Origin of the sequence: Pseudomonas sp. VS40 (assembly GCF_018587885.1) — a bacterium.
GTDB classification, from domain to species: domain Bacteria; phylum Pseudomonadota; class Gammaproteobacteria; order Pseudomonadales; family Pseudomonadaceae; genus Aquipseudomonas; species Aquipseudomonas pergaminensis.
Map to the genome: position 1 here is coordinate 109,103 of NZ_JAGYWD010000009.1, position 25,760 is coordinate 134,862.

22 protein-coding genes are annotated in these 25,760 nt (G+C 58.8%); 19 read left to right on the forward strand and 3 right to left on the reverse strand.

Features of this window, described 5'->3' with window-relative positions:
- Positions 1-233 precede the first annotated feature (233 nt).
- Complete coding sequence (locus tag KHP07_RS24270) at positions 234-602, forward strand: hypothetical protein (RefSeq protein WP_214498158.1); 369 nt, start codon at positions 234-236, stop codon at positions 600-602.
- A 111-nt stretch (positions 603-713) separates the two neighbouring features.
- Here KHP07_RS24270 and KHP07_RS24275 read toward each other — a convergent pair whose 3' ends face one another.
- Positions 714-2,267, reverse strand: a complete 1,554-nt coding sequence (locus KHP07_RS24275; RefSeq protein WP_078047626.1) for a glycoside hydrolase family 17 protein — start codon at positions 2,265-2,267, stop codon at positions 714-716.
- Between the two features lie 332 nt (positions 2,268-2,599).
- Here KHP07_RS24275 and KHP07_RS24280 point away from each other — a divergent pair, with 332 nt between their 5' ends.
- The 3 genes from KHP07_RS24280 (at position 2,600) to KHP07_RS24290 (ending at position 5,702) form a co-directional block, all read left to right on the forward strand.
- Complete coding sequence (locus KHP07_RS24280) at positions 2,600-3,451, forward strand: glycine betaine ABC transporter substrate-binding protein (RefSeq protein WP_099492436.1); 852 nt, start codon at positions 2,600-2,602, stop codon at positions 3,449-3,451.
- 284 nt (positions 3,452-3,735) lie between these two features.
- Entirely contained in the window at positions 3,736-4,047 is a 312-nt protein-coding gene (locus KHP07_RS24285; RefSeq protein WP_016972153.1) for a DUF485 domain-containing protein, read from the forward strand.
- A complete protein-coding gene (locus tag KHP07_RS24290) occupies positions 4,044-5,702 on the forward strand; it encodes a cation acetate symporter (RefSeq protein ID WP_078047628.1) in 1,659 nt (552 codons plus the stop codon). Before KHP07_RS24285 ends, KHP07_RS24290 begins: the two co-directional genes overlap by 4 nt.
- A 156-nt stretch (positions 5,703-5,858) precedes the next feature.
- On the opposite strand, the gene gltA is transcribed toward KHP07_RS24290, so the two are convergent.
- Positions 5,859-7,148, reverse strand: coding sequence for a citrate synthase (gltA, locus tag KHP07_RS24295; RefSeq protein WP_078047629.1), 1,290 nt, complete (start codon positions 7,146-7,148; stop codon positions 5,859-5,861).
- 364 nt (positions 7,149-7,512) lie between these two features.
- On the opposite strand from gltA, the gene sdhC reads away from it, so the two are divergent.
- The 11 genes from sdhC to KHP07_RS24350 all read left to right on the forward strand — a co-directional run bounded on the left by sdhC (position 7,513) and on the right by KHP07_RS24350 (position 21,511).
- The gene (sdhC, locus tag KHP07_RS24300; RefSeq protein WP_003190005.1) at positions 7,513-7,887 is read left to right on the forward strand and encodes a succinate dehydrogenase, cytochrome b556 subunit; all 375 of its coding nucleotides are present in this window, start codon (positions 7,513-7,515) and stop codon (positions 7,885-7,887) included.
- Complete coding sequence (gene sdhD, locus KHP07_RS24305; protein WP_003172805.1) at positions 7,881-8,249, forward strand: succinate dehydrogenase, hydrophobic membrane anchor protein; 369 nt, start codon at positions 7,881-7,883, stop codon at positions 8,247-8,249. The genes sdhC and sdhD overlap by 7 nt, the downstream gene beginning before the upstream one ends.
- Before the next feature lie 3 nt (positions 8,250-8,252).
- The gene (sdhA, locus tag KHP07_RS24310) at positions 8,253-10,025 is read left to right on the forward strand and encodes a succinate dehydrogenase flavoprotein subunit (protein WP_010211741.1); all 1,773 of its coding nucleotides are present in this window, start codon (positions 8,253-8,255) and stop codon (positions 10,023-10,025) included.
- Between the two features lie 11 nt (positions 10,026-10,036).
- On the forward strand, positions 10,037-10,741 hold the full coding sequence (locus tag KHP07_RS24315) for a succinate dehydrogenase iron-sulfur subunit (RefSeq protein ID WP_003172807.1): 705 nt from the start codon (positions 10,037-10,039) through the stop codon (positions 10,739-10,741).
- A gap of 262 nt (positions 10,742-11,003) precedes the next feature.
- Positions 11,004-13,835, forward strand: coding sequence for a 2-oxoglutarate dehydrogenase E1 component (locus KHP07_RS24320; protein WP_099493386.1), 2,832 nt, complete (start codon positions 11,004-11,006; stop codon positions 13,833-13,835).
- 44 nt (positions 13,836-13,879) lie between these two features.
- Complete coding sequence (odhB, locus tag KHP07_RS24325) at positions 13,880-15,109, forward strand: 2-oxoglutarate dehydrogenase complex dihydrolipoyllysine-residue succinyltransferase (protein ID WP_078047631.1); 1,230 nt, start codon at positions 13,880-13,882, stop codon at positions 15,107-15,109.
- Between the two features lie 99 nt (positions 15,110-15,208).
- Positions 15,209-16,645: a dihydrolipoyl dehydrogenase gene (gene lpdA / locus KHP07_RS24330; protein ID WP_078047632.1), complete on the forward strand. Its 1,437-nt coding sequence runs from the start codon at positions 15,209-15,211 to the stop codon at positions 16,643-16,645.
- Positions 16,646-16,849: 204 nt separating this feature from the next.
- A complete protein-coding gene (gene sucC / locus KHP07_RS24335; protein ID WP_003190011.1) occupies positions 16,850-18,016 on the forward strand; it encodes an ADP-forming succinate--CoA ligase subunit beta in 1,167 nt (388 codons plus the stop codon).
- Positions 18,016-18,897 carry a succinate--CoA ligase subunit alpha gene (gene sucD, locus KHP07_RS24340; protein WP_003172813.1) on the forward strand — a complete coding sequence of 294 codons (882 nt, stop codon included), beginning with the start codon at positions 18,016-18,018 and terminating at the stop codon, positions 18,895-18,897. The genes sucC and sucD overlap by 1 nt, the downstream gene beginning before the upstream one ends.
- Positions 18,898-19,314: 417 nt before the next feature.
- A complete protein-coding gene (brnQ, locus tag KHP07_RS24345; RefSeq protein WP_078047633.1) occupies positions 19,315-20,628 on the forward strand; it encodes a branched-chain amino acid transport system II carrier protein in 1,314 nt (437 codons plus the stop codon).
- 145 nt (positions 20,629-20,773) lie between these two features.
- Positions 20,774-21,511, forward strand: a complete 738-nt coding sequence (locus KHP07_RS24350; protein ID WP_078047634.1) for a DUF599 domain-containing protein — start codon at positions 20,774-20,776, stop codon at positions 21,509-21,511.
- A 90-nt stretch (positions 21,512-21,601) separates the two neighbouring features.
- On the opposite strand, the gene KHP07_RS24355 is transcribed toward KHP07_RS24350, so the two are convergent.
- Positions 21,602-21,853: a hypothetical protein gene (locus KHP07_RS24355; protein ID WP_010211724.1), complete on the reverse strand. Its 252-nt coding sequence runs from the start codon at positions 21,851-21,853 to the stop codon at positions 21,602-21,604.
- Positions 21,854-22,011: 158 nt separating this feature from the next.
- Between KHP07_RS24355 and KHP07_RS24360 the strand changes: the two genes are divergently transcribed.
- From KHP07_RS24360 to KHP07_RS24375, 4 genes are all read left to right on the forward strand, one after another.
- On the forward strand, positions 22,012-22,488 hold the full coding sequence (locus KHP07_RS24360; RefSeq protein ID WP_099493388.1) for a PaaI family thioesterase: 477 nt from the start codon (positions 22,012-22,014) through the stop codon (positions 22,486-22,488).
- On the forward strand, positions 22,485-22,937 hold the full coding sequence (locus tag KHP07_RS24365; protein ID WP_099493389.1) for a PaaI family thioesterase: 453 nt from the start codon (positions 22,485-22,487) through the stop codon (positions 22,935-22,937). Before KHP07_RS24360 ends, KHP07_RS24365 begins: the two co-directional genes overlap by 4 nt.
- Positions 22,938-23,026: 89 nt before the next feature.
- Positions 23,027-24,931 (forward strand): molecular chaperone HtpG, encoded by a 1,905-nt coding sequence (gene htpG / locus KHP07_RS24370; RefSeq protein WP_100492490.1) that lies wholly within the window; start codon positions 23,027-23,029, stop codon positions 24,929-24,931.
- 66 nt (positions 24,932-24,997) lie between these two features.
- Entirely contained in the window at positions 24,998-25,726 is a 729-nt protein-coding gene (locus KHP07_RS24375; protein ID WP_099493390.1) for a dienelactone hydrolase family protein, read from the forward strand.
- Positions 25,727-25,760: the final 34 nt, after the last annotated feature.

The following is a 25,760-nucleotide window of genomic DNA, read 5'->3' on the forward strand; positions in this document are numbered from 1 at the left end:
TTAATCCCTAGGAGGAAACGTACTTAGTGAAGTTCGCAGGCTATGACCGCCGTCCAGTCGCCGAAGTGCCATCACGCGGCACGAAATGTCGGAAAAAAACGTCGGAATCGGGGTAATAGTAGCCAGACGATACACTTTGCCACGCTTTGGTGAACACTAATTGTGTGTATGCGCCTTGCTAACGGCTGCCGGGGCATTAAGCTGAGCGCCGTTTTTGCCTATCGGAGTACCCCATGTCCCGTCGTTTCCCGCTGATTTTGCTGCTTATTGCACTGCCACTGTGGCTGGCCGCCAGTTACGGTGCGCGCTATGGCTTTATGGAGGATGGCCAGTGGGTGGGGCTCTGCGCGGACGAGGCGAGTCGCTGGGAATGCCAGCTGCGTTCGAACCTTGGGTTGATGATCCACTTCAAGGTGCTGGGCTGGGCAGCGCTGATCACGTCGGTGCTGGCATTTTTTGTGCCGGGACGTGCGGGCTGGGGGTTGGCGGTGCTGGGGATGGTGTTCGGGTTGCCGGCACTGGCGCTGTACAACACCACGTTTGCGGTGTTTGCGGTGGTGATTGCGGGGTTGCGCTTGGTCAGGAAGCCCCGCGTTGCTTGATGGGGCCTCATCGGGGGCAAGTCGAACCGTCGCACCGCCCCTCCCACAGGGGAATGCATTCCAAATGTGGGAGGGGCGGTGCGACGGTTCGACTTGCCCCCGGTAGCGATGTTAAATCTTGCGTACCCGCAAGCAGCGCCACAAGGCTGCCGTCATGAGCAGGCTCACTACCGCCCAGCCCCAAGCCTGCTGGTTCAATAACCCCTCACGGTACAACTGCGGCGCAATGCCCGCACCGATGATAAAGGCCAGCAGTGCAATCTCCCGACGTGGTCCGGTCACCGGACGCGCCAGGTACACCAGGGCCGGCAACACCAGCGCGGCACTCGGGAAGCTGCGGTAGCGTGGGTCGAACACCAACGCCAGCATCATCACGGCACCGGCAAACCCGGCAATTGCCACCAGCCAGCCCGCGCGCTGCTCCAACCAATTGAACGCGCGTGCGCGCCAAGCTTCTCGCGAGCTCAGGGCCAGTGCTGCATGGGCCAGTACCAGCAGGTTCAACACCACCAGCAAGCCCGCCCACACCCATTCATCATTAAAGCGCGCAGTCACGCGGGTCAGCTCGGCCCAGGTGCCAATGGAACAGGCCGCTACCGCACCCAGCAGTGGCAGGGCAATTGCCGCGCGGGTAGTGCGTACACGTCCGCCCAACACCAAGGTGCCCAACAGGATGATCCCACCCACGCCCAGCCATAGCGGCCAGTACGGCACATTGGTTACCGGCCCGGCGAGGATGCCCTTGTCCTGGCGATCGGCATCGAACAGGCCCCAGTAACCACCCACGGCGCCTTCACTGGCCCGCTTCCACGGCTGGTCAAAGGCTTCGATCAGGTTGTAACGCCAGCCATTGGCCTCGGCCATGGCCACGAAGCCGCGCATGAACTTGGCTTCATTCACCCGGCTCGGCACGGCCGTTTCGCGCTGGCGGCCTTCGCTCGGCCAGCCGGTTTCACCGATGAGTATGTCCTTGGGCGCAAACTTGTTGCCGAAGGTCTGGCGCACATCGCCCACGTGCTTGAGGGCCTGGTCGATGCCCGACGGGTCATCTTCCCAGTACGGCAAAAGGTGGATGGTCAGGAAGTCCACCGCCGGCGCGATTTCCGGGTGCTGCAGCCAGAACTCCCACACATCTGCATAGGTCACCGGCTGCTTGATCTGGCTCTTGACCGTATGGATCAGCGCCACCAGCTGCTTGGCGGTCACTTCCTTGCGCAGCAAGGCTTCGTTGCCGACGATCACCGAAGTCACGACATCCGGGTGGGCGTTGGCCGAAGCGATCAATTCGTTGATTTCCTTTGCGGTCGCCACCGGGTCACTGCTGACCCAGGCCCCGGCCATTACTTTCAGCCCGTGCTTGCGCGCCATCTCCGGCAAGGCTTCCAGGCCGGTCATGGAGTAGGTGCGGATGCACTCGAAGCGGGTCGCCAGAAGCGCAAGGTCAGCGTCCATGCGTTCGGGGCGCAGGGTGAACGGCTGGTCGAACGGCGATTGGTCTTTATCGAATGGGGTGTAGGACGCGCACTGCATCTTGTGCGTGGCACTGGCGACATCAGGCAGCACCACGGGCCGGCCGAGGCCATACCAGTAAGCGAACAGGGCCAGCAGGCCGAGGATCAAGGCGAAGCAATAGGGCAGGGCGGGGAAGCGGGCAGTCGCGGGCATGGTCGGCTTATCTGGAAGAGCAAAGGCGCGCATCTTACCCGGATTTGGCCCGACCCAGTGGGGCTGCATAATTTTGACATGCAAAGTTCGGGCGGGATTTTGGCGTCAAGTCCTACAAAGCATCCTGCTGGCGATGTGATGTCGTTCCTTGCTTGTAGGATGTCGCTGACAGAGCAGGTCCAACACCCGAGCAGGTTGATGATCGAAGTGTCAGTACTCCGCTGACGGCGCACTACCGTGATCGATGCGCGTGAAGGGGGCGCGGTGCACCACATAACAACAGGTTGACGTCGCTCGGCATCCGCCGGGCGCAGCACTTTCGGGGAAGTACTATGAAGATGCGACGACTCTTGGGCGCAGCTGCCACTCTGGTAGTTGCGATGAGCTCCACACTGGCCAGCGCCGACAGCAAGACCCTGAGCATCGGCTATGTGGATGGCTGGTCCGACAGCGTTGCCACCACCCACGTGGCGGCAGAGGTGATCAAGGCCAAGCTCGGTTATGACGTCAAGCTGCAAGCGGTCGCCACCGGGATCATGTGGCAGGGCGTGGCCACCGGCAAGCTCGACGCCATGCTATCTGCCTGGCTGCCGGTGACCCACGGTGAGTACTGGGCCAAGAACAAGGACAAGGTGGTCGACTACGGCCCCAACTTCAAGGACGCGAAGATCGGCCTGATCGTGCCGGAGTACGTCAAGGCCAAGTCCATTGAAGACCTCAAGACCGACACCACCTTCAAGAACAAGATCGTCGGCATCGACGCCGGTTCAGGCGTGATGCTCAAGACCGACGAGGCGATCAAGGCTTATGGCCTGGACTACAAGCTGCAAGCCAGCTCGGGTGCGGCGATGATCGCCGAGCTGACCCGTGCCGAAGACAAACAGGAATCCATTGCGGTCACCGGTTGGGTGCCACACTGGATGTTCGCCAAGTGGAAACTGCGTTTCCTGGACGATCCAAAAGGGATTTATGGTGCTGCTGAAACCGTCAACAGCATCGGCAGCAAGGGCCTGGAGAAGAAAGCGCCGGAAGTCGCGGCCTTCCTGAAGAAATTCCAATGGGCCTCCAAGGATGAAATCGGCGAAGTCATGCTGGCGATTCAAGAAGGCGCCAAGCCTGATGCAGCGGCCAAGGATTGGGTCGCCAAGCACCCTGAGCGTGTCGCCGAGTGGACCGGTAAGTAACCAATAACCGGTAGAAAGTACGCCGCAGACCTAATGTGGGAGCGGGCTTGCTCGCGAAAGCAGTGTGTCAGTCGATGCATAAGTTGACTGAACCACTGCATTCGCAAGCAAGCCCGCTCCCACATTTTTTCGCCTGTATTTCAGGCTGCTGTTTATTTGTTCGACGCAAAACTTGCGAAGTTGCTATCTCCTTCTACTACTAAGGTCGTCTGGAACCTCTACGGCAGCCGCATACAGTGGATACGTTCCAATAATAAAAAAGCTGTGCTGCGAGGATAAAAACAATGAACGACAGCATTTACCTCTCGATTCAAAACAGCCCGCGTTTCAAGGAGCTGGTGAGAAAAAGGGAAAGGTTCGCCTGGATTCTCTCGGCGATCATGCTAGGGCTTTACTCCGCTTTCATCCTGTTGATTGCCTATGGGCCACAAGTACTGGGGGCCAAGCTCAGCCCCGGTTCGTCGATTACCTGGGGCATTCCCCTGGGCGTCGGGCTGATTGTGTCCGCCTTCATCCTGACCGGCATCTACGTGCGCCGGGCCAATGGCGAGTTTGACGACCTGAACAATGCGATTCTCAAGGAGGCTGCGCAATGATCCGGCGTCTACTGGCAGTATTCGGCGCTTCGCTCTTTGCCCCGGCCGTTTGGGCGGCGGACGCATTGACCGGTGAAGTGCACAAGCAACCCCTGAACGTTTCGGCCATCGTGATGTTCGTCGCGTTCGTCGGCGCCACCCTGTGCATCACCTACTGGGCCTCCAAGCGCAACAAGTCGGCGGCCGACTACTATGCGGCCGGCGGCAAGATCACCGGTTTCCAGAACGGCCTGGCGATTGCCGGTGACTACATGTCGGCGGCGTCCTTCCTGGGGATTTCCGCGCTGGTCTACACCTCTGGTTATGACGGCCTGATCTACTCGATCGGCTTCCTGGTGGGCTGGCCGATCATTCTGTTCCTGATCGCCGAGCGCCTGCGTAACCTGGGCAAGTACACCTTTGCCGACGTGGCGTCCTATCGCTTGGGCCAGACCCAGATTCGCAGCCTCTCGGCCTGTGGCTCGCTGGTGGTGGTGGCGTTCTACCTGATTGCGCAGATGGTCGGTGCGGGCAAGCTGATTCAGCTGCTGTTCGGCCTGGACTACCACGTTGCGGTGATCCTGGTCGGTATCTTGATGGTGATGTATGTACTGTTCGGCGGCATGCTGGCGACCACCTGGGTACAGATCATCAAGGCTGTATTGCTGCTGTCCGGTGCCTCGTTCATGGCACTGATGGTGATGAAGCACGTCAACTTCGACTTCAATACCCTGTTCTCCGAGGCGATCAAGGTTCACCCTAAAGGTGAGGCGATCATGAGCCCCGGCGGCTTGGTGAAAGACCCGATTTCCGCGTTCTCCCTCGGGCTTGCGCTGATGTTCGGTACGGCTGGCCTGCCACACATCCTGATGCGCTTCTTTACCGTCAGCGACGCTAAAGAAGCGCGTAAGAGCGTGTTCTATGCCACCGGTTTCATTGGTTACTTCTACATCCTGACCTTCATCATCGGCTTTGGCGCGATCCTGCTGGTCAGCACCAACCCGGCGTTCAAGGATGCGGCAGGCGCCTTGCTGGGCGGCAACAACATGGCGGCGGTGCACCTGGCCAATGCGGTGGGTGGCAGTATCTTCCTGGGCTTCATCTCGGCCGTGGCCTTCGCCACCATTCTCGCGGTGGTTGCCGGCTTGACCCTGGCCGGTGCGTCGGCGGTGTCCCATGACCTGTACGCCAGCGTGATCAAGAAAGGCAAGGCCAACGACAAGGATGAGATTCGCGTTTCGAAAATCACCACCGTTGCCTTGGGCGTCCTGGCGATTGGCCTGGGTATCCTGTTCGAAAGCCAGAACATCGCGTTCATGGTTGGCCTGGCGTTCTCCATTGCCGCCAGCTGTAACTTCCCGGTGCTGCTGCTTTCCATGTACTGGAAAAACCTCACCACTCGTGGCGCGATGATTGGCGGCTGGCTGGGCTTGATCAGTGCCGTTGGCCTGATGGTGCTGGGCCCGACCATCTGGGTCTCGATCCTGCACCATGAAAAAGCCATCTTCCCTTATGAGTACCCGGCGCTGTTCTCGATGATCATTGCGTTCGTCGGCATCTGGTTCTTCTCCATTACCGACAAGTCGGCGGCAGCAGAGAAAGAGCGTGCGCTGTACTTCCCGCAGTTTGTGCGTTCGCAAACTGGCCTGGGGTCGAGTGGGGCGGTTTCTCACTAAGGTCGTAGCTGGATAGGAAAAAACCCCGGTCGAAAGGCCGGGGTATTTTTTTCTCTATAAATTAGGGATTGATCTGACAAAACTGTTTCTCAAATCCTGCACAAATAAAAACGGCCTCCGCTAAGGGAGGCCGTTTTCAGTGCAACTAAGCGATGCTTACTTGCGATCTTCCAGCTTGGTGATGTCACGCGACTCGTAGCCGGTGTACAGCTGGCGCGGGCGGCCAATCTTGTACGGGCTGGAGAGCATTTCTTTCCAGTGGGAGATCCAGCCCACGGTCCGCGCCAGGGCGAAGATCACGGTGAACATGCTGGTTGGAATGCCGATCGCCTTGAGGATGATCCCCGAGTAGAAGTCGACGTTCGGGTACAGCGAGCGTTCGATGAAGTACGGGTCGGTCAGGGCGATCTCTTCCAGGCGCATGGCCAGTTCGAGTTGCGGATCGTTCTTGATGCCCAGTTCCTTCAACACTTCGTCGCAGGTCTGCTTCATGACGGTGGCGCGTGGGTCGCGGTTCTTGTAGACCCGGTGACCGAAGCCCATCAACTTGAACGGATCGTTCTTGTCCTTGGCCTTGGCGATGAACTTGTCGATGTTCGAGACATCGCCGATTTCATCGAGCATGGTCAATACGGCTTCGTTCGCACCGCCGTGGGCAGGGCCCCAGAGTGCGGCGATACCGGCGGCGATACAGGCGAACGGGTTGGCACCCGAAGAGCCTGCCAGGCGGACGGTAGAGGTGGATGCGTTCTGCTCGTGGTCGGCGTGGAGGATGAAGATCCGGTCCATCGCCTTGGCAAGCGTCGGGCTGATCGGTTTGATCTCGCACGGCGTGTTGAACATCATGTGCAGGAAGTTTTCCGCGTACGTCAGGTCGTTGCGCGGGTACATCATGGGTTGACCCATGGAGTACTTGTAAACCATTGCGGCCAGGGTCGGCATCTTGGCAACCAGGCGGATCGCGGAGATTTCGCGATGCTGCGGGTTATTGATGTCGAGGGAGTCGTGATAGAAGGCCGACAGGGCGCCGACCACGCCGCACATGACGGCCATCGGGTGGGCGTCGCGACGGAAGCCGTTGAAGAAGGTCTTCAACTGCTCGTGAACCATGGTGTGGTTCTTCACGGTGCTGACGAACTGGGCTTTTTGCTCGGCTGTTGGCAGCTCGCCATTTAGCAGCAGGTAGCAGGTTTCCAGGTAGTCCGACTGTTCGGCGAGTTGCTCGATCGGGTAGCCGCGGTGAAGCAGAATGCCATTGTCACCATCGATATAGGTGATCTTCGACTCGCAAGAGGCGGTCGACATGAAGCCTGGGTCGAATGTGAAACGGCCCGTGGCCGTCAGGCCCCGTACGTCGATAACATCGGGACCAACGGTGCCGGTTAAAATGGGCAGCTCGACGGGGGCTGCGCCCTCGATGATCAACTGCGCTTTTTTGTCAGCCATGTGGCCTCCTATTTATGCTTCAAATCATCAGACAGACCCCCCACGCAGGGCCCGCACCACTATATTGATATAAATCCAGATGTCAATTTGCCTAAAGTCTTGCGCCAGAAGGCTTTAACCGTACTTTTTCCTCGAAATTGCCTGCCATTTACGCCTTTTATTCCTCCAGCGCAATCCGCTATTAGGGTGAGGAGTGCGCGTTGTCATTAGTAACCTAACTGTCTATACTCGGCCACCGACCGCCAAGGGCTTTTGGGCTTGCTTTCATTGGGGGTCGCACTCCCTGGGTGGTGCTTACCTGACCAGTGCACTCCCCAACAACTTTGCCCTGATTGTTAGGGGCTCTTCAGTGTGAAAAAAAGCCGTGAATAGCCAACGACCTGTAAACCTAGACCTAAGGACCATCAAACTCCCCATCACCGGCGTTACGTCGTTCCTGCACCGTGTTTCCGGCATCATCCTGTTCCTGGGCTTGGGCATCATGCTTTATGCATTGAGCAAATCCCTGGGTTCCGAGGAAGGATACGCCGAGGTGAAGGCATGCTTGACCAGCCCGCTGGCCAAGTTCGTAGCATGGGGCCTCCTGTCTTCTCTTCTGTATCACCTGGTAGCCGGTGTGCGCCACTTGATCATGGACATGGGCATCGGTGAGACGCTGGAAGGCGGCCGCCTGGGCTCGAAAATCATCATCGCCATTTCCGTGGTGCTGATCGTTCTGGCAGGAGTTTGGATATGGTAACCAGCGTTACGAACCTTTCGCGTTCGGGCCTCTATGACTGGATGGCACAGCGTGTGTCTGCGGTCGTTCTCGCGGCTTATTTCATTTTCCTGATCGGATACCTCGTCGCAAACCCGGGCATCGGCTATGAGCAATGGCACGGCCTGTTTTCCCACAATGCGATGCGAATCTTCAGTCTGCTGGCCCTTGTTGCCCTGGGCGCACACGCCTGGGTAGGCATGTGGACCATCGCGACCGACTACCTGACGCCGATGGCGCTGGGCAAGTCCGCGACTGCAGTACGTTTCCTCTTCCAGGCAGTATGCGGCGTCGCGATGTTCGCTTACTTCGTCTGGGGTGTGCAGATTCTTTGGGGTATCTGATTCATGGCTAACATTCCAACTATTTCATTCGACGCCATCATTATTGGTGGCGGCGGTGCTGGCATGCGCGCTGCGCTGCAGCTGGCCCAGGGCGGTCACAAGACTGCCGTGATCACCAAGGTGTTCCCGACCCGTTCCCACACCGTATCGGCCCAGGGTGGCATCACCTGCGCCATCGCCTCCGCCGACCCGAACGATGACTGGCGCTGGCACATGTACGATACCGTCAAGGGTTCCGACTACATCGGTGACCAGGACGCTATCGAATACATGTGTCAGGAAGGCCCGGCCGCGGTGTTCGAGCTGGACCACATGGGTCTGCCGTTCTCCCGTACCGAGCAAGGCCGTATCTACCAGCGTCCATTCGGCGGCCAGTCGAAGGATTACGGTAAAGGCGGGCAGGCTGCCCGTACCTGCGCCGCATCCGACCGTACCGGTCACGCGCTGCTGCACACCCTTTATCAGGGCAACCTGAAAGCCGGTACCACGTTCCTGAACGAGTACTACGCGGTCGACCTGGTGAAAAACGCCCAGGGCGAATTCGTCGGTGTAATCGCCATCTGCATCGAAACCGGTGAAACCACCTACATCCGCGCCAAGGCTACCGTGCTGGCGACGGGCGGTGCAGGCCGTATCTACGCGTCGACCACCAACGCCCTGATCAACACCGGCGACGGCGTTGGCATGGCACTGCGTGCTGGCGTACCGGTGCAAGACATCGAAATGTGGCAGTTCCACCCGACCGGCATTGCCGGCGCTGGTGTACTGGTTACAGAAGGTTGCCGTGGTGAAGGCGGTTACCTGATCAACAAGCACGGCGAGCGTTTCATGGAGCGTTACGCTCCGAACGCGAAAGACCTTGCTGGTCGTGACGTTGTGGCTCGTTCGATGGTTAAAGAAATCATCGCCGGCAACGGCTGTGGCCCGAATGGCGACCACGTACTGCTGAAGCTCGATCACCTCGGCGAAGAAGTCCTGCACAGCCGCCTGCCAGGTATCTGCGAGCTGTCCAAGACCTTTGCCCACGTTGATCCGGTGGTTGCTCCGGTTCCGGTTGTTCCGACTTGCCACTACATGATGGGCGGCGTGCCGACCAACATTCATGGCCAGGCGATCACCCAGAACGCCGAAGGCGAGGACGAGATCATCCACGGTCTGTTCGCTGTAGGCGAAGTGGCGTGCGTATCGGTTCACGGTGCCAACCGCCTGGGCGGCAACTCGCTGCTCGACCTGGTGGTCTTCGGCCGTGCTGCCGGCCTGCACCTGGAAAAGGCGCTGACCGACGGCATCGAATACGACGACGCTACCGACGCCAACATCGAGGCCGCCCTGGCGCGCCTGAACGCTCTGAACGAGCGCACTGATGGCGAAGACGTGGCTACCCTGCGTCGCGAGCTGCAAAGCTGCATGCAGAACTACTTCGGTGTATTCCGTACCGGCGAATACATGCAGAAGGGTATCGCCCAGCTGGCTGACCTGCGCAAGCGCATTGCCAACGTCAAGATCAACGATAAGAGCCAGGCGTTCAACACCGCTCGTATCGAAGCCCTTGAACTGCAAAACCTGCTGGAAGTGGCTGAAGCGACCGCAATCGCCGCCGAGGTTCGTAAGGAATCCCGTGGTGCCCACGCCCGTGAAGACTTTGAAGATCGCGACGACGAAAACTGGCTGTGCCACACCCTGTACTTCCCGGGTGACAAGCGCGTGACCAAGCGTGCCGTGAACTTCTCGCCGAAGACGGTTCCGACGTTTGAACCGAAGATTCGGACTTACTAAGGGTGGCTGCCATGTTGAAAGTCAGTGTTTATCGCTACAACCCTGATCAGGACGCTGCGCCGTTCATGCAGGAATTCCAGGTCGATACCGGTGGTAAAGACCTGATGGTGCTGGATGTATTGGCACTGATCAAAGAGCAGGACGAAGGTTTCTCCTATCGTCGCTCTTGCCGTGAAGGTGTATGCGGTTCCGACGGCATGAACATCAACGGCAAAAACGGCCTGGCGTGCATCACGCCGCTGTCCGCCGTCGTTAAAGGCAACAAGCTGATCGTTCGTCCTCTGCCAGGTTTGCCGGTTATCCGTGACCTGGTCGTCGATATGAGCATCTTCTACAAGCAATACGAGAAAGTTAAGCCGTTCCTGCAGAACGATACGCCGGCTCCGGCCATCGAGCGTCTGCAGTCCCCGGAAGAGCGCGAGAAGCTCGACGGTCTGTACGAGTGCATCCTGTGCGCTTGCTGCTCGACTTCGTGCCCGTCCTTCTGGTGGAACCCGGACAAGTTCCTGGGCCCAGCTGCCCTGCTGCAAGCGTACCGCTTCCTGGCAGACAGCCGTGATACCAAGACGTCCGAGCGTCTGGCTTCGCTGGATGACCCGTTCAGTGTATTCCGCTGCCGCGGGATCATGAACTGCGTCAACGTATGTCCCAAAGGCCTGAACCCGACTAAGGCCATTGGTCACATCCGTAACATGCTGCTGCAGAGCGGCGTGTAACCGACGTTGTAGTAAAGGCAGGACCGTTGTGCCCGTAAATGCTACGGCGCAGGCTTCAACCGGCGCCGTAGTTTTAACTTGAGCAGCGACTTACAAAGCCGCGGCTCTTATTTTGAAGAAATGAGACAAGCAGGGGCATTCGGGTTGGTACCCGAACTATCAGCGTGATCCTAAGTGGCTTGTTTTGGTCGCTGCACTTGGCCTTTTGCAAGCAAACTCGGTGTTTTCGCCGGTGGTGTCCCCAAATCGAGGGTGACCAAGCATGCAAGAAAGCGTGATGCAGCGCATGTGGAACAGCGGCTATCTTTCAGGTGGTAACGCTGCCTATGTGGAAGAGCTTTATGAGCTCTACCTGCACGACCCTAACGCTGTGCCAGAAGAATGGCGCACCAAATTTCAGACGTTGTCTTCAGACGGCAACGCTGCCACCGATGTATCGCATGCAACAATTCGCGATCAGTTTGTGCTGCTGGCAAAGAACCAGCGCCGCGCCCAACCGGTTTCCGCCGGGAGCGTGAGCAGTGAGCACGAGAAGAAGCAAGTTGAAGTACTGCGACTGATCCAGGCCTACCGGATGCGTGGCCACCAGGCGGCCCAGCTTGACCCGCTGGGGCTCTGGAAGCGTCCTGCACCTGCTGACCTGTCGATCAATCATTACGGCTTGACCAATGCCGATCTTGATACGACCTTCCGTGCCGGCGACCTGTTCATCGGCAAAGAGGAAGCGAGCCTACGCGAAATTCACGAAGCGTTGCAGCAGACATATTGCCGCACCATTGGCGCTGAGTTCACGCACATCACCGATTCCGAGCAACGCCACTGGTTCCAGCATCGCCTGGAAGGTGTGCGTGGTCGTCCGGTGCTGTCTGCCGACGTACGCAGCCACCTGCTCGAGCGCGTAACCGCTGCCGAAGGCCTGGAAAAATACCTGGGCACCAAATACCCGGGCACCAAGCGTTTCGGCCTGGAAGGCGGCGAAAGCCTGATCCCGATGCTCGACGAGCTGATCCAGCGTTCCGGTTCCTACGGCACCAAGGAAATCGTGATCGGCATGGCCCACCGTGGTCGCTTGAACGTGTTGGTCAACACCTTCGGCAAGAACCCGCGTGAGCTGTTCGACGAGTTCGAAGGCAAGAAGAAGGTCGAGCTGGGTTCCGGTGACGTTAAATACCACCAGGGCTTCTCGTCCAACGTGATGACCACCGGCGGTGAAGTTCACCTGGCCATGGCCTTCAACCCATCCCACCTGGAAATCGTTTCTCCAGTGGTCGAGGGTTCGGTGCGTGCTCGCCAGGATCGTCGTAATGACACCACGGGTGAGAAGGTCCTGCCGATTTCCATCCACGGCGACGCGGCATTCGCCGGTCAAGGCGTGGTCCTGGAAACCTTCCAGATGTCGCAGACTCGCGGCTTCAAGACGGGCGGTACCGTTCACATCGTCATCAACAACCAGGTCGGGTTCACCATCAGCAACCCGCTGGACGCGCGTTCCACCGAGTACGCCACCGACGTTGCCAAGATGATCCAGGCGCCGATCCTCCATGTGAATGGTGATGATCCGGAAGCCGTGCTGTTCGTGACCCAACTCGCCATCGACTACCGCATGCAGTTCAAGCGTGACGTGGTGATCGACCTGGTCTGCTACCGCCGTCGCGGTCACAACGAAGCCGACGAACCAAGCGGCACCCAGCCGTTGATGTACCAGCAGATCACCAAGCAGCGCACCACCCGTGAGCTGTACGCCGAAAGCCTGACCAAGGCCGGCGTGGTTGACGATGCGCGTGTTCAGGCGAAAGTCGATGAATACCGCAACGCGCTGGACAATGGTCTGCATGTGGTGAAAAGCCTGGTCAAAGAGCCGAACAAAGAGCTGTTCGTGGACTGGCGTCCGTACCTGGGCCACGCCTGGACTGCGCGTCACGACACTTCGTTCGACCTGAAGACCCTGCAGGAACTGTCCGCCAAGCTGCTGGAAATTCCAGAAGGCTTCGTGGTGCAGCGCCAGGTTGCGAAGATCTACGAAGACCGTCAGAAGATGCAAGCCGGCGGCCTGCCGATCAACTGGGGTTACGCCGAAACCATGGCGTACGCGACCCTGGCGTTCGAAGGCCACCCGATCCGCATGACCGGCCAGGACATCGGCCGCGGTACGTTCTCGCACCGTCATGCCGTGCTGCACAACCAGAAAGACGCGGGCACCTACATCCCGTTGCAGAACCTGTACGAAGGCCAGCCACGTTTCGACCTGTACGACTCGTTCCTGTCCGAAGAAGCCGTGCTGGCGTTCGAATACGGTTACTCGACCACCACGCCAAACGCGCTGGTGATCTGGGAAGCCCAGTTCGGCGACTTCGCCAACGGTGCCCAAGTGGTTATCGACCAGTTCATCACCAGCGGCGAGCACAAGTGGGGCCGCCTGTGCGGTCTGACCATGCTGTTGCCACACGGTTATGAAGGCCAGGGCCCTGAGCACTCCTCGGCCCGTCTGGAGCGTTACCTGCAGCTGTGCGCCGAGCACAACATCCAGGTGTGCGTGCCGACTACCCCGGCCCAGATCTACCACTTGCTGCGTCGCCAGGTGATCCGCCCGCTGCGCAAGCCGCTGGTAGTGCTGACGCCGAAGTCGCTGTTGCGTCATAAGTTGGCCATCTCGACCCTGGAAGATCTGGCTGATGGTTCGTTCCAGACCGTTATTCCAGAAATCGACACGCTGGACGCGGCCAAGGTGACTCGCCTGGTGCTGTGCAGCGGCAAGGTCTACTACGACCTGCTGGAAAAACGCCGTGCCGAAGGCCGCGAAGACATCGCCATCGTGCGTATCGAGCAGCTTTACCCGTTCCCGGAAGACGACCTGATGGAGGCCATCGCGCCTTACACCAACCTCACTAACGTGGTGTGGTGCCAGGAAGAACCGATGAACCAGGGCGCGTGGTACAGCAGCCAGCATCACCTGCGTCGCAGCATCGGCAACCACAACAAGGCCCTGGGCCTGGAATATGCCGGCCGTGATGCTTCCGCTGCACCTGCGTGTGGTTATGCGTCGATGCACGCCGAGCAGCAGGAAAAACTGCTGCAAGATGCTTTCACTGTTTAACGCCTTCGCGCTGACTGAAACCGAATTTTAAGGACCCACAGATAATGGCTATCGAAATCAAAGCCCCGTCATTCCCGGAATCGGTTGCCGATGGCACCGTTGCCACCTGGCACAAGAAACCAGGCGACGCCGTAAAGCGTGACGACCTGATCGTCGACATCGAGACCGACAAAGTTGTGCTGGAAGTGTTGGCCGAAGCTGACGGCGTGCTGGGTGCAATCGTTGCCGAAGAAGGCGCTACCGTTCTGTCGAACGAAGTCCTGGGCTCGATCGAAGAGGGCAGCGCTGCTGCTGCCGCTCCTGCCGCCGCTGCTGCACCGGCTGCTGCTGCCTCGGCTCCTGCCGCCGCTCCGGCTGCTGGCGCTGAAGACCCGATCGCTGCACCGGCTGCCCGTCAGCTGGCTGAAGAGAACGGCATCAACCTGGCGTCCGTCAAAGGCACCGGCAAAGACGGTCGCATCACCAAGGAAGACGTGGTTGCCGCTGTTGAAGCCAAGAAAAACGCGCCAGCCGCCGCGCCAGCCAAGGCTGCTGCCCCGGCTGCCGCTGCGCCTGTGTTCGCCGCTGGCGACCGCACCGAGAAGCGTGTACCGATGACCCGTGTACGTGCCACCGTGGCCAAGCGCCTGGTTGAAGCACAGTCGAACATGGCGATGCTGACCACCTTCAACGAAGTCGACATGACTGAAGTCATGGCCCTGCGCTCGAAGTACAAGGACCTGTTCGAGAAGTCCCATAACGGCGTGCGCCTGGGCTTCATGTCCTTCTTCGTGAAAGCGGCCACCGAAGCGCTGAAACGCTTCCCGGCAGTCAACGCTTCCATCGACGGCAACGACATCGTTTACCATGGCTACGCAGATATTGGCGTTGCCGTGTCCAGCGACCGTGGCCTGGTGGTGCCGGTACTGCGTAACGCCGAACTGATGAGCCTGGCTGAAATCGAAGGCGGCATCGCTACCTTCGGCAAGAAAGCCCGTGACGGTAAGCTGACCATCGACGAGATGACCGGCGGTACCTTCACCATCACCAACGGTGGTACCTTCGGTTCGATGATGTCGACCCCGATCGTCAACCCGCCACAAGCTGCGATCCTGGGCATGCACAACATCATCCAGCGTCCGATGGCCATCAACGGCCAAGTCGTGATCCGCCCGATGATGTACCTGGCACTGTCTTACGATCACCGCCTGATCGATGGTAAAGAAGCCGTGACTTTCCTGGTGACCATCAAGAACCTGCTGGAAGACCCGGCTCGTCTGCTGCTGGACATCTAAAGACGCAGCGGCAAGTTGCGAGCTACAAGCTGTAGGAAAAAGCAGCTTGGCTTGCGGCTTGTCGCTTGAAGCTTGTCGCTGAATAGAGGAACTATTTTCATGTCGCAGAAATTTGACGTTGTAGTGATTGGTGCCGGTCCTGGCGGCTACGTCGCCGCCATCAAGGCCGCACAACTGGGCCTCTCGACTGCTTGCATCGAAAAATACACCGACAAGGAAGGCAAACTGGCACTGGGCGGTACTTGCCTGAACGTCGGTTGCATTCCTTCCAAGGCGCTGCTGGACAGCTCCTGGAAATTCCACGAAGCCCAAGACGGTTTCGCGATCCACGGCATCAACCATGCTGGCGTGACCATGGACGTACCCGCAATGGTCGGCCGTAAAGCCAACATCGTTAAAGGCCTCACCTCCGGCGTTGCCACTTTGTTCAAGGCCAACGGCGTGACTTCCCTGCAAGGCCACGGCAAGCTGCTGGCGGGCAAGAAAGTTGAAATCACCAAGCCAGACGGTTCGGTAGAAGTCATCGAAGCCGAGAACGTGATCCTGGCTCCAGGTTCACGCCCAATCGACATTCCACCGGCTCCGGTTGACCAGAACGTGATCGTCGACTCGACCGGCGCCCTGGAATTCCAAGCCGTGCCTAAGCGCCTGGGCGTGATCGGCGCTGGCGTGATTGGCCTGGAACTGGGTTCGGTATGGTCCCGCCTGGGTTCTGAAGTCACCGTGCTGGAAGCCCTGGACACGTTCCTGCTGGCTGCCGACACCGCCGTGTCGAAAGAAGCGCTGAAAACCCTGACCAAACAAGGTCTGGACATCAAGCTGGGCGCCCGTGTGACCGGTTCCAAGGTCAACGGTGAAGAAGTTGTCGTGACCTACACCGACAAAGACGGCGAGCAGACCATCACGTTCGACAAGCTGATCGTGGCCGTGGGTCGCCGTCCAGTGACCACCGACCTGCTGGCTTCCGACAGCGGCGTAAACATCGACGAGCGTGGTTTCATCCACGTTGACGATCACTGCGCTACCACCGTGCCGGGCGTCTACGCCATCGGTGACGTGGTTCGCGGCATGATGCTGGCGCACAAGGCTTCCGAAGAAGGCATCATGGTTGTCGAGCGCATCAAGGGCCACAAAACCCAGATGAACTACGACCTGATCCCATCGGTTATCTACACCCACCCGGAAATTGCATGGGTCGGCAAGAACGAACAGCAGTTGAAAGCTGAAGGCGTTGAAGTTAACGTCGGCACCTTCCCGTTCGCTGCTTCTGGCCGTGCCATGGCAGCCAACGACACCGGTGGTTTTGTCAAAGTCATCGCTGATGCCAAGACTGACCGCGTATTGGGCGTCCACGTGATTGGCCCAAGCGCTGCAGAACTGGTTCAGCAAGGCGCGATCGGTATGGAATTCGGCACCAGTGCCGAGGATCTGGGCATGATGGTCTTCTCTCATCCGACCCTGTCCGAAGCGCTGCATGAAGCCGCGTTGGCAGTGAATGGCGGCGCCATCCACATCGCCAACAAGAAGAAGCGCTAAGCGAGATAATAAGAAACCACGGCGGAGTTGCCCGTCGTGAGCCTTGCGCGCAAGACTCACCGCGGAATATCCGCTGGACGCAGTCTTGCGCAGCTTTACGGGCCTTGAGCCCCGCAAGTTGCGCAAGCAGCAGTCACAGGTGGCGCGGCACTCATAATGAGCGCAGCGCCGAATGCGCAGTACCTAACGAAGACGGTAAAAAGCATGAATCTTCACGAGTATCAGGGTAAGCAGCTGTTCGCTGAATACGGCCTGCCAGTTTCCAAGGGCTACGCAGTAGACACCCCGGAAGCAGCAGCAGAAGCTTGCGACAAAATCGGCGGCAGCGAGTGGGTTGTCAAAGCCCAGGTCCACGCCGGTGGTCGCGGTAAAGCGGGCGGCGTTAAGCTGGTTCGCAGCAAAGAAGACGCCAAGGCCTTCGCACAGCAGTGGCTGGGCAAGCGTCTGGTGACTTACCAGACTGATGCCAATGGCCAGCCAGTCACCAAGATCCTGGTTGAATCGTGCACTGATATCGCTAAAGAGCTGTACCTGGGCGCTGTCGTTGACCGTTCGAGCCGTCGCATCGTGTTCATGGCGTCCACCGAAGGTGGCGTGGACATCGAGAAGATCGCTCACGAAACCCCAGAAAAAATTCTGAAAGCCACTATCGATCCACTGGTTGGCGCTCAGCCATTCCAGGGTCGCGAGCTGGCTTTCCAGTTGGGTCTGGAAGGCAAGCAAGTTGCCCAGTTCGCCAAGATCTTCGTAGGTCTGGCCAAACTGTTCCAGGATCACGATCTGGCCCTGCTGGAAGTGAACCCGCTGGTGATCAAGGCTGACGGCGATCTGCACTGCCTGGACGCCAAGATCAACATCGACGCCAACGCCATGTACCGTCAGCCTAAGCTGAAGACTTTCCACGATCCGTCGCAAGACGATCCGCGCGAAGCGCACGCTGCCAAGTTCGAACTGAACTACGTAGCGCTGGAAGGTAACATTGGTTGCATGGTCAACGGTGCTGGCCTGGCCATGGGTACCATGGACATCGTCAACCTGCATGGCGGCAAACCAGCCAACTTCCTCGACGTGGGCGGTGGTGCTACCAAAGAACGCGTAACCGAAGCCTTCAAGATCATCCTGTCCGACTCCAACGTCGCTGCAGTACTGGTCAACATCTTCGGCGGCATCGTTCGTTGCGACATGATTGCCGAAGGCATCATCGGTGCAGTGAAAGAAGTTGGCGTTAAAATCCCGGTTGTTGTTCGCCTTGAAGGTAACAACGCTGAACTGGGCGCTAAAGTACTGGCAGAAAGCGGTTTGAACATCATCGCGGCTACCAGCCTGACCGACGCTGCTCAACAAGTTGTCAAAGCTGCGGAGGGCAAATAATGAGCGTCCTGATCAATAAAGACACCAAAGTTATCTGCCAGGGTATTACCGGTTCGCAAGGTAGTTTCCACACCCAGCAAGCCATTGAATACGGCACCAAGATGGTTGGCGGCGTAACACCGGGTAAAGGCGGCACCGAGCACCTGGGCCTGCCAGTGTTCAACACCGTGAAAGACGCTGTAGCTGCCACTGGCGCCACCGCCAGCGTGATCTACGTTCCAGCTCCTTTCTGCAAGGACTCGATCCTGGAAGCAGCATTCGGCGGCATCAAGCTGATCGTCTGCATCACCGAAGGCATTCCTACCCTGGACATGCTGGACGCTAAAGTTAAGTGCGACGAGCTGGGCGTAGTCCTGATCGGCCCTAACTGCCCAGGCGTGATCACTCCAGGCGAATGCAAGATCGGCATCATGCCAGGTCACATTCACTTGCCAGGTAAAGTCGGTATCGTTTCCCGTTCCGGCACCCTGACCTATGAAGCTGTGAAGCAGACCACTGACGCCGGTTTCGGTCAGTCGACTTGCGTCGGCATCGGCGGTGACCCGATCCCAGGTTCGAACTTCATCGACATCCTGAAGCTGTTCCAGGAAGACCCGAAGACCGAAGCGATCGTAATGATCGGTGAGATCGGCGGTTCGGCTGAAGAAGAAGCGGCTGCCTACATCAAGGCACACGTAACCAAGCCGGTTGTTTCCTACATCGCTGGTGTGACTGCCCCTGCTGGCAAGCGCATGGGCCATGCTGGCGCAATCATCTCTGGCGGCAAAGGCACTGCAGACGAGAAATTCGCTGCACTGCAAGACGCAGGCGTAAAAACCGTGCGTTCGCTGGCAGACATCGGCAAGGCCCTGGCCGAGCTGACCGGTTGGGCTGTCAAGTAAGCCTCGCGCTTAGCTGACGCTTCACCCCACAAAGGCCACCTTCGGGTGGCCTTTGTGCGTTCTGGGGTTTAATAAAGATCAAAATGTGAGAGGGGGCTTGCCCCCGATTGCAGTGGGTCGGTTAACAAATACAGTGACTGACACTCCGCCATCGGGGGCAAGCCCCCTCCCAGATTTATCTGCATTGCCAGATTAAGTATGAAAACGCGACATAGAGATGTCGCTTATCGGACAGTCCGCCCCGCAACAGTGCGTTTGTCAGCCCAATTCTGTACCCTAGCCGCCTCTTTATGCGTCCGCATCCCAAAAGGAAGCCGCGCGCTAGACCGGTCGGCTCCCATAAGGGCCGGCAGTATTTCCCTCATCCATAGGGAATCCCTCTCTAAATTCCGATTCAGTAGTGTGGTATTTCCTCAAATGAAAGTGTTGAAAAGCCAGGATATCCTGGCGCTGGGCTTCATGACGTTTGCCCTGTTCGTGGGCGCTGGCAACATCATCTTCCCGCCTATCGTTGGTTTGCAGTCCGGGCCTCATGTCTGGATGGCAGCGCTGGGCTTCCTGATCACCGCCGTTGGCCTGCCGGTGGTCACCGTGATCGCCCTGGCCAAGGTTGGCGGCGGCATGGACGCGTTGAGCAGCCCGATCGGCAAGATCGCCGGTGGCCTGCTGGCGGCGGCGGCGTACCTGGCGGTAGGGCCGCTGTTCGCCACCCCGCGTACCGCGACCGTCTCGTTCGAGGTGGGCCTGGCGCCGCTGACCGGCGAAAGCCCGCTGGCGCTGTTCCTCTACAGCTCGGTGTACTTCCTGGTGGTGTTCTTCGTTTCCCTGTACCCAGGTCGACTGCTGGACACCGTTGGGCGTTTTTTGGCGCCCCTGAAGATCATCGCTCTGGCCATCCTTGGTATCGCCGCGTTTGCCTTGCCGGCCGGTGATGTGGGCGTTGCCACGCCGGAATACGTGGCTGCACCGTTCTCCCAAGGCTTCATCAATGGCTACCTGACCATGGATACCCTGGGCGCCCTGGTGTTCGGCATCGTGATCGTCAACGCCATTCGTTCCCGTGGCGTGGAATCGCCGCAGTTGATCACCCGCTACGCGATCATTGCCGGGCTGATTGCCGGCGTGGGCCTGGCCCTGGTGTATGTCAGCCTGTTCCGCCTGGGCTCGGGCAGCCATGCCGTGGCGGCCGGTGCCAGCAATGGCGCGGCGGTGCTGCACGCCTATGTGCAACACACGTTTGGCTCCTTGGGCAGCGGCTTCCTGGCGGTACTGATCTCCCTGGCGTGCCTGGTGACTGCGGTGGGCCTGACCTGCGCCTGCGCCGAGTACTTCAGCAAAATCCTGCCGCTGTCCTACAAGGCATTGGTGGTGATCCTCGCGCTGTTCTCGCTGTTTGTGTCGAACCTGGGCCTGACCAAGCTGATTGCGTTCTCGATCCCGGTGCTCACCGCGATCTACCCGCCGTGCATCGTGCTGGTGGCGCTGAGCTTCTGCAAAGACTTCTGGCAGGAGCAGGGCCGCATCGTTGGCCCGGTAATGCTGGTGTCGTTCATCTTCGGTTGCATCGACGCGCTCAAGGGCGCGGGCCTGGCGGACTGGCTGCCCGCGCAGTTGGCGCACCTGCCACTGAGCGAGCAGGGCCTGGCGTGGTTAGTGCCATCGGTGATGACACTGGCCGTAGCGTTTGGGGTCGATCGCATGCTCGGTAAGCGCAGCGAAGCCATCGCTTAAATAACCGGGTTTACGTTACAAGGAAATGCCTCGTATCAATCGATACGGGGCATTTTTTATGCTTATAGAACACGATCCTGTAGGCGCTGGCTTGCCAGCTCCAAGAATAGATTGTGTTCACCCAACCAACGTTGATAGGACCCGCATGTCGTTCGTCGAAACCAATCAGATCCACCTGCTTGCCGCGCTCTGGTTCGTCCTGTGCTGGGGCGGCTACACCCGTTATGCCACCTGGAAGGCCCGGGATACCGCGTGCCTGGCCAGTGTGCTGCACCTGTATCGCGAAGACTGGATGCGCCGGATGCTGCTGCGCGATAACCGTATCGCCGACGCCAGTGTGATCGGCAACCTGGAGCGCAATGCCTCATTCTTTGCCTCCAGCACCCTGATCATCCTGGCCGGTATTCTTACCGTGCTGGGTGCCTCGGAGCGTGCGGTGTCGTTGCTGGCAGATATCCCCATGGTGCAACAGGCTTCCCAGGGCATGTCGGAGATCAAGCTGCTGTGTTTGGCGTTGGTGTTTGTCTATGCGTTCTTCACGTTCAGTTGGTGCATGCGCCAGTACAACTTCGCGGCGGTGCTGGTGGGCTCGGCGCCGATGATCGGCGAGCGACATGTGTCCGAACAGGAGCGCCGGGCGTTTGCCCTGCGGGCGGCGCGGGTGATTTCCATGGCCGCCAACCAGTTCAACTTTGGCCTGCGGGCTTATTACTTCGGCATGACCATGCTGGCGTGGTTTGTCAGCCCCTGGTTGTTCATGTTGATGAGCAGTGGGGTGGTGTTGGTGCTGTACCGTCGGGAGTTTCACTCCGACGTCTTGCAAGTGATGGTGTATACCCAGACGGACACACCGCCACCGGAAGCGGTTAAAGAAGCCGGTTAACTAACCCTTCAAATAAAAAAGCCAGGCAAAGAAAAGCCCGCTATCTAAGCGGGCTTTCTTTTTGCAGCGAAGCTATTTCAAACCGCGGTCTCAAGAACCGGTGGCAGGGGTAGCAGGTGCTGCTTCTTTTGCGGCGGCTTCGTTCGATTCAGCCTGAGCTTTGGCAGCATCGGCGTTTTCTTTCGCAGCGTCGTTCACTTTATCCTGAGCCTTGGCCATATCTTTCTGAGCTTGCTCAGAATGTGCTGCGGCGTCTTGGGCTTTGTCTTCGGATTTCTTATCGCAGGCAGCGAGACCGAGGGCAGCGGCCAACATCATGGAAATAGCTAAAGTCTTGCGCATGGGGTGTTTCTCCTTATTGAAGATATCTACTGGCCTTTCGAGCATGGCGGTTCGGCATTAGTTCCTTTTATTCCATAGATATATAAATCGCTGACTAGCCGGAACTTTTGCCCGCCCCACCCATTCTGCGGATCAACACTAATAAGAGTCTGGAACGAATGACCGAAAACCCCTTGTTAGAGCGTGCGACACGCTTTGTCTCGGCCTTGCGCCATTGCCAAGTGCTGGGTATTACCGCTCATCATGCCAACGCAGACGGCATCACGCTGATCATGCCCTACGCACCGCATCTGGTTGGCGACCCCCGGACCGGCGTGATCCACGGCGGCGCGCTGACCTCGCTGATGGACACCGCGTGCGGCATGGCTACCCTGTGCGTTTTACCCGAATTCGAAGTGTGCCCGACCCTGGACCTGCGCGTTGACTACATGCATCCCGCCGCGCCACATAAACCTGTGTACGGCTTTGCCCAATGCTACCGGGTGACCACCGACGTGATCTTCACCCGTGGCTTTGCCTACCAGGACGATCCGCAGGAACCCATCGCCCATGTGGTGGGCACATTCATGCGCATGGGCAAGCGCCTCAAGGGCGCGCAAGGACTGGGCAACACGATCAAGGGAGAGCAACCATGACGCACCGATTCAAGACTCGCCTGGAGCAGGCCCACGAGCGCGGCGATTACGAGGCGCTGCTGAGCCTGGTTCCCTACGCCAAGCTGATCGGCATCGAATGCACCCGGCTGGGGGATGAGTTGCTGTTTCGATTGCCGGCCAACAAGGACAATATTGGTAACCCTATATTGCCGGCTCTCCACGGCGGCGTGATTGCGGGCTTCATGGAGCTGTCCGCTGCATTGCATCTGCTGGTGTTCACCGGCGCGCCAGGCTTTCCGAAAATCATCGATTTTTCCCTGGATTACCTGCGCGCCGGCCAGTTTCGCGACACTTACGCCAAGTGCCAGGTGTGGCGCCAGGGCCGACGGGTGGCGAACGTGGCGATTACCGCCTGGCAAAGCACTGCGTCCGAGCCGATCGCCACTGCCCGCGCGCATTTCAAGATCGAGGAACCAAGCAGCCCTTGAAATCCTGGTCTTAGCCCCCAACTTTGATGACAACCCGCCGCCAACCCTTTAGGGCGCGGCCACTGCCATCCAATTGGAGTTTGATGACCATGAGTGTGGAAACTCAAAAGGAAACCCTGGGCTTCCAGACCGAGGTGAAGCAACTGCTGCACCTCATGATCCATTCGCTGTATTCCAACAAGGAAATCTTCCTTCGCGAATTGATCTCGAACGCCTCTGACGCTGTCGACAAATTACGTTTCGAAGCCCTGTCCAAGCCTGAGTTGCTGGAAGGTGGCGCCGAACTGAAAATCCGTGTGAGCTTTGACAAGGACGCCAAGACCGTCACGATCGAAGACAACGGTATTGGTATGAGCCGCGAAGATGCGATCACCCACCTGGGGACCATCGCCAAATCCGGTACTGCCGACTTTATGAAGAACCTGTCGGGCGACCAGAAGAAGGATTCGCACCTGATCGGCCAGTTCGGCGTGGGCTTCTACTCGGCCTTTATCGTGGCCGACAAGGTTGAAGTATTCAGCCGCCGCGCCGGCCTCGACGCCAGCGAAGGCGTGCACTGGTCGTCCAAAGGCGAGGGCGAGTTCGAAATCGCCACTATCGACAAGGCCGACCGTGGTACCCGCATCGTCCTGCACCTGAAATCCGGTGAAGACGAATTCGCCGATGGCTGGCGCCTGCGCAACATCGTCAAGAAGTACTCCGACCACATCGCTTTGCCGATCGAGCTGCCGAAAGAACAAGCGGCCGCCGAAGGCGAAGAGGCACCTGCCCAGGAATGGGAAGTGGTCAACCGCGCCAGCGCGCTGTGGACCCGTCCGCGTACCGAGATCAAGGACGAGGAATACCAGGAGTTCTACAAGCACATCGGTCACGACTACGAAAACCCGCTGAGCTGGAGCCACAACAAGGTCGAAGGCAAGCTGGAATACAGCTCGTTGCTCTACGTACCGGCCCGTGCCCCGTTCGACCTGTACCAGCGTGAAGCGCCAAAAGGCCTGAAGCTCTACGTGCAGCGCGTGTTCGTGATGGACCAGGCGGAATCCTTCCTGCCGCTGTACCTGCGCTTCATCAAAGGCGTGGTCGACTCCAACGACCTGTCGCTGAACGTGTCGCGGGAAATCCTGCAGAAAGACCCGATCATCGACTCCATGAAGTCGGCGCTGACCAAGCGCGTGCTCGACATGCTGGAAAAACTGGCGAAGAACGAGCCTGAGCAATACAAAGGTTTCTGGAAAAACTTCGGCCAGGTCATGAAAGAAGGCCCGGCGGAAGATTTTGCCAACAAGGAAAAAATCGCCGGCCTGCTGCGTTTTGCCTCCACCCAGGGCGACGACGGCGAGCAGGTTGTGTCGCTGGCCGAGTACTTGGCGCGCGCCAAGGAAGGTCAGGACAAGATCTACTACCTCACCGGCGAAACCTACGCACAGGTCAAGAACAGCCCGCACCTGGAAGTCTTCCGCAAGAAAGGCATCGAAGTGCTGCTGCTGACTGACCGTATCGATGAGTGGCTGATGAGCTACCTCAACGAGTTCGATGGCAAGTCCTTCGTCGACGTGGCCCGTGGTGACCTGGACCTGGGTAACCTGGATTCCGAAGAAGAGAAGAAAGAAGCCGAAGAAGTCGCCAAGTCCAAAGAGGGCCTGGTTGAGCGGATCAAGGCGTCCCTGGGCGATGCGGTCAGCGAAGTGCGGGTTTCCCACCGCCTGACCGATTCCCCGGCGATCCTGGCCATCGGCGAGCAGGACCTGGGCATGCAGATGCGCCAGATCCTCGAAGCCAGCGGCCAGAAGGTTCCGGATTCCAAGCCGATCTTCGAATTCAACCCGGCTCACCCGCTGATCGAGAAGCTCGATGGCGAGCAGAGCGAAGAGCGTTTTGGCGACCTGTCGCACATCCTCTTCGACCAGGCGGCCCTGGCCGCTGGTGACAGCCTGAAAGACCCGGCTGCCTATGTGCGCCGCCTTAACAAGTTGTTGGTAGAGCTGTCGGTCTGACCCCGTTGTAGAAAAACCCGCTTCGGCGGGTTTTTTCGTTCTAGTGCACCTCAACTGGAGTAAATGATGAGCCAAGTCACTGTACGTTCCGTGGTCTATCAGATTGATGGCCAGTCTTACGAAAGCCGCCTCGCGTTCGATGCCAGCCACACGGGCCCGTTGCCCGGCCTGCTGATGGCGCCGAACTGGATGGGGGTGAGTGCGGGTGCTGAAGAAATTGCCAAAAGCGTGGCCGGCAAGGGCTACGTGGTACTGATCGCCGACCTGTACGGGCAGACCGTACGCCCGTCGAATGGCGATGAAGCCGGCGCTGCGATGATGCCGTTGAAGAACGACCGTGCATTGTTGAACAAGCGCATGCAGGCGGCCTTCGAGCAACTGCAGGGCCAGACCGAGGCAGCGGTTGATACCTCGAAACTGGCGACCTTTGGTTTCTGCTTCGGCGGTTGCTGCTCCCTGGAGCTGGCGCGTACCGGTGCGCCGGTCAAGGCTGCCATCTCGTTCCACGGCACCCTCGACACGCCAAACCCGGCGGATGCGAAGAACATCAAGGGCTCAGTGCTGGTCCTGCATGGCGCTTCTGACCCGTTGGTCCCTAAAGAGCAACTGCCGGCGTTCGAAGATGAAATGAACGCGGCCGGCGTGGATTGGCAATTGCTGAGCTACGGCGGCGCGGTGCATTCCTTCACCGACCCGCATGCGAATGTGCCGGGCAAGATGATGTACGACGCGAAGACGGCCAAGCGGGCTTTCCAGTCGATGCATAACTTGCTGGATGAAGTGTTCAAGGGCTGATTCTTCAGCGCCTGTTCTGGCCTCTTCGCGAGCA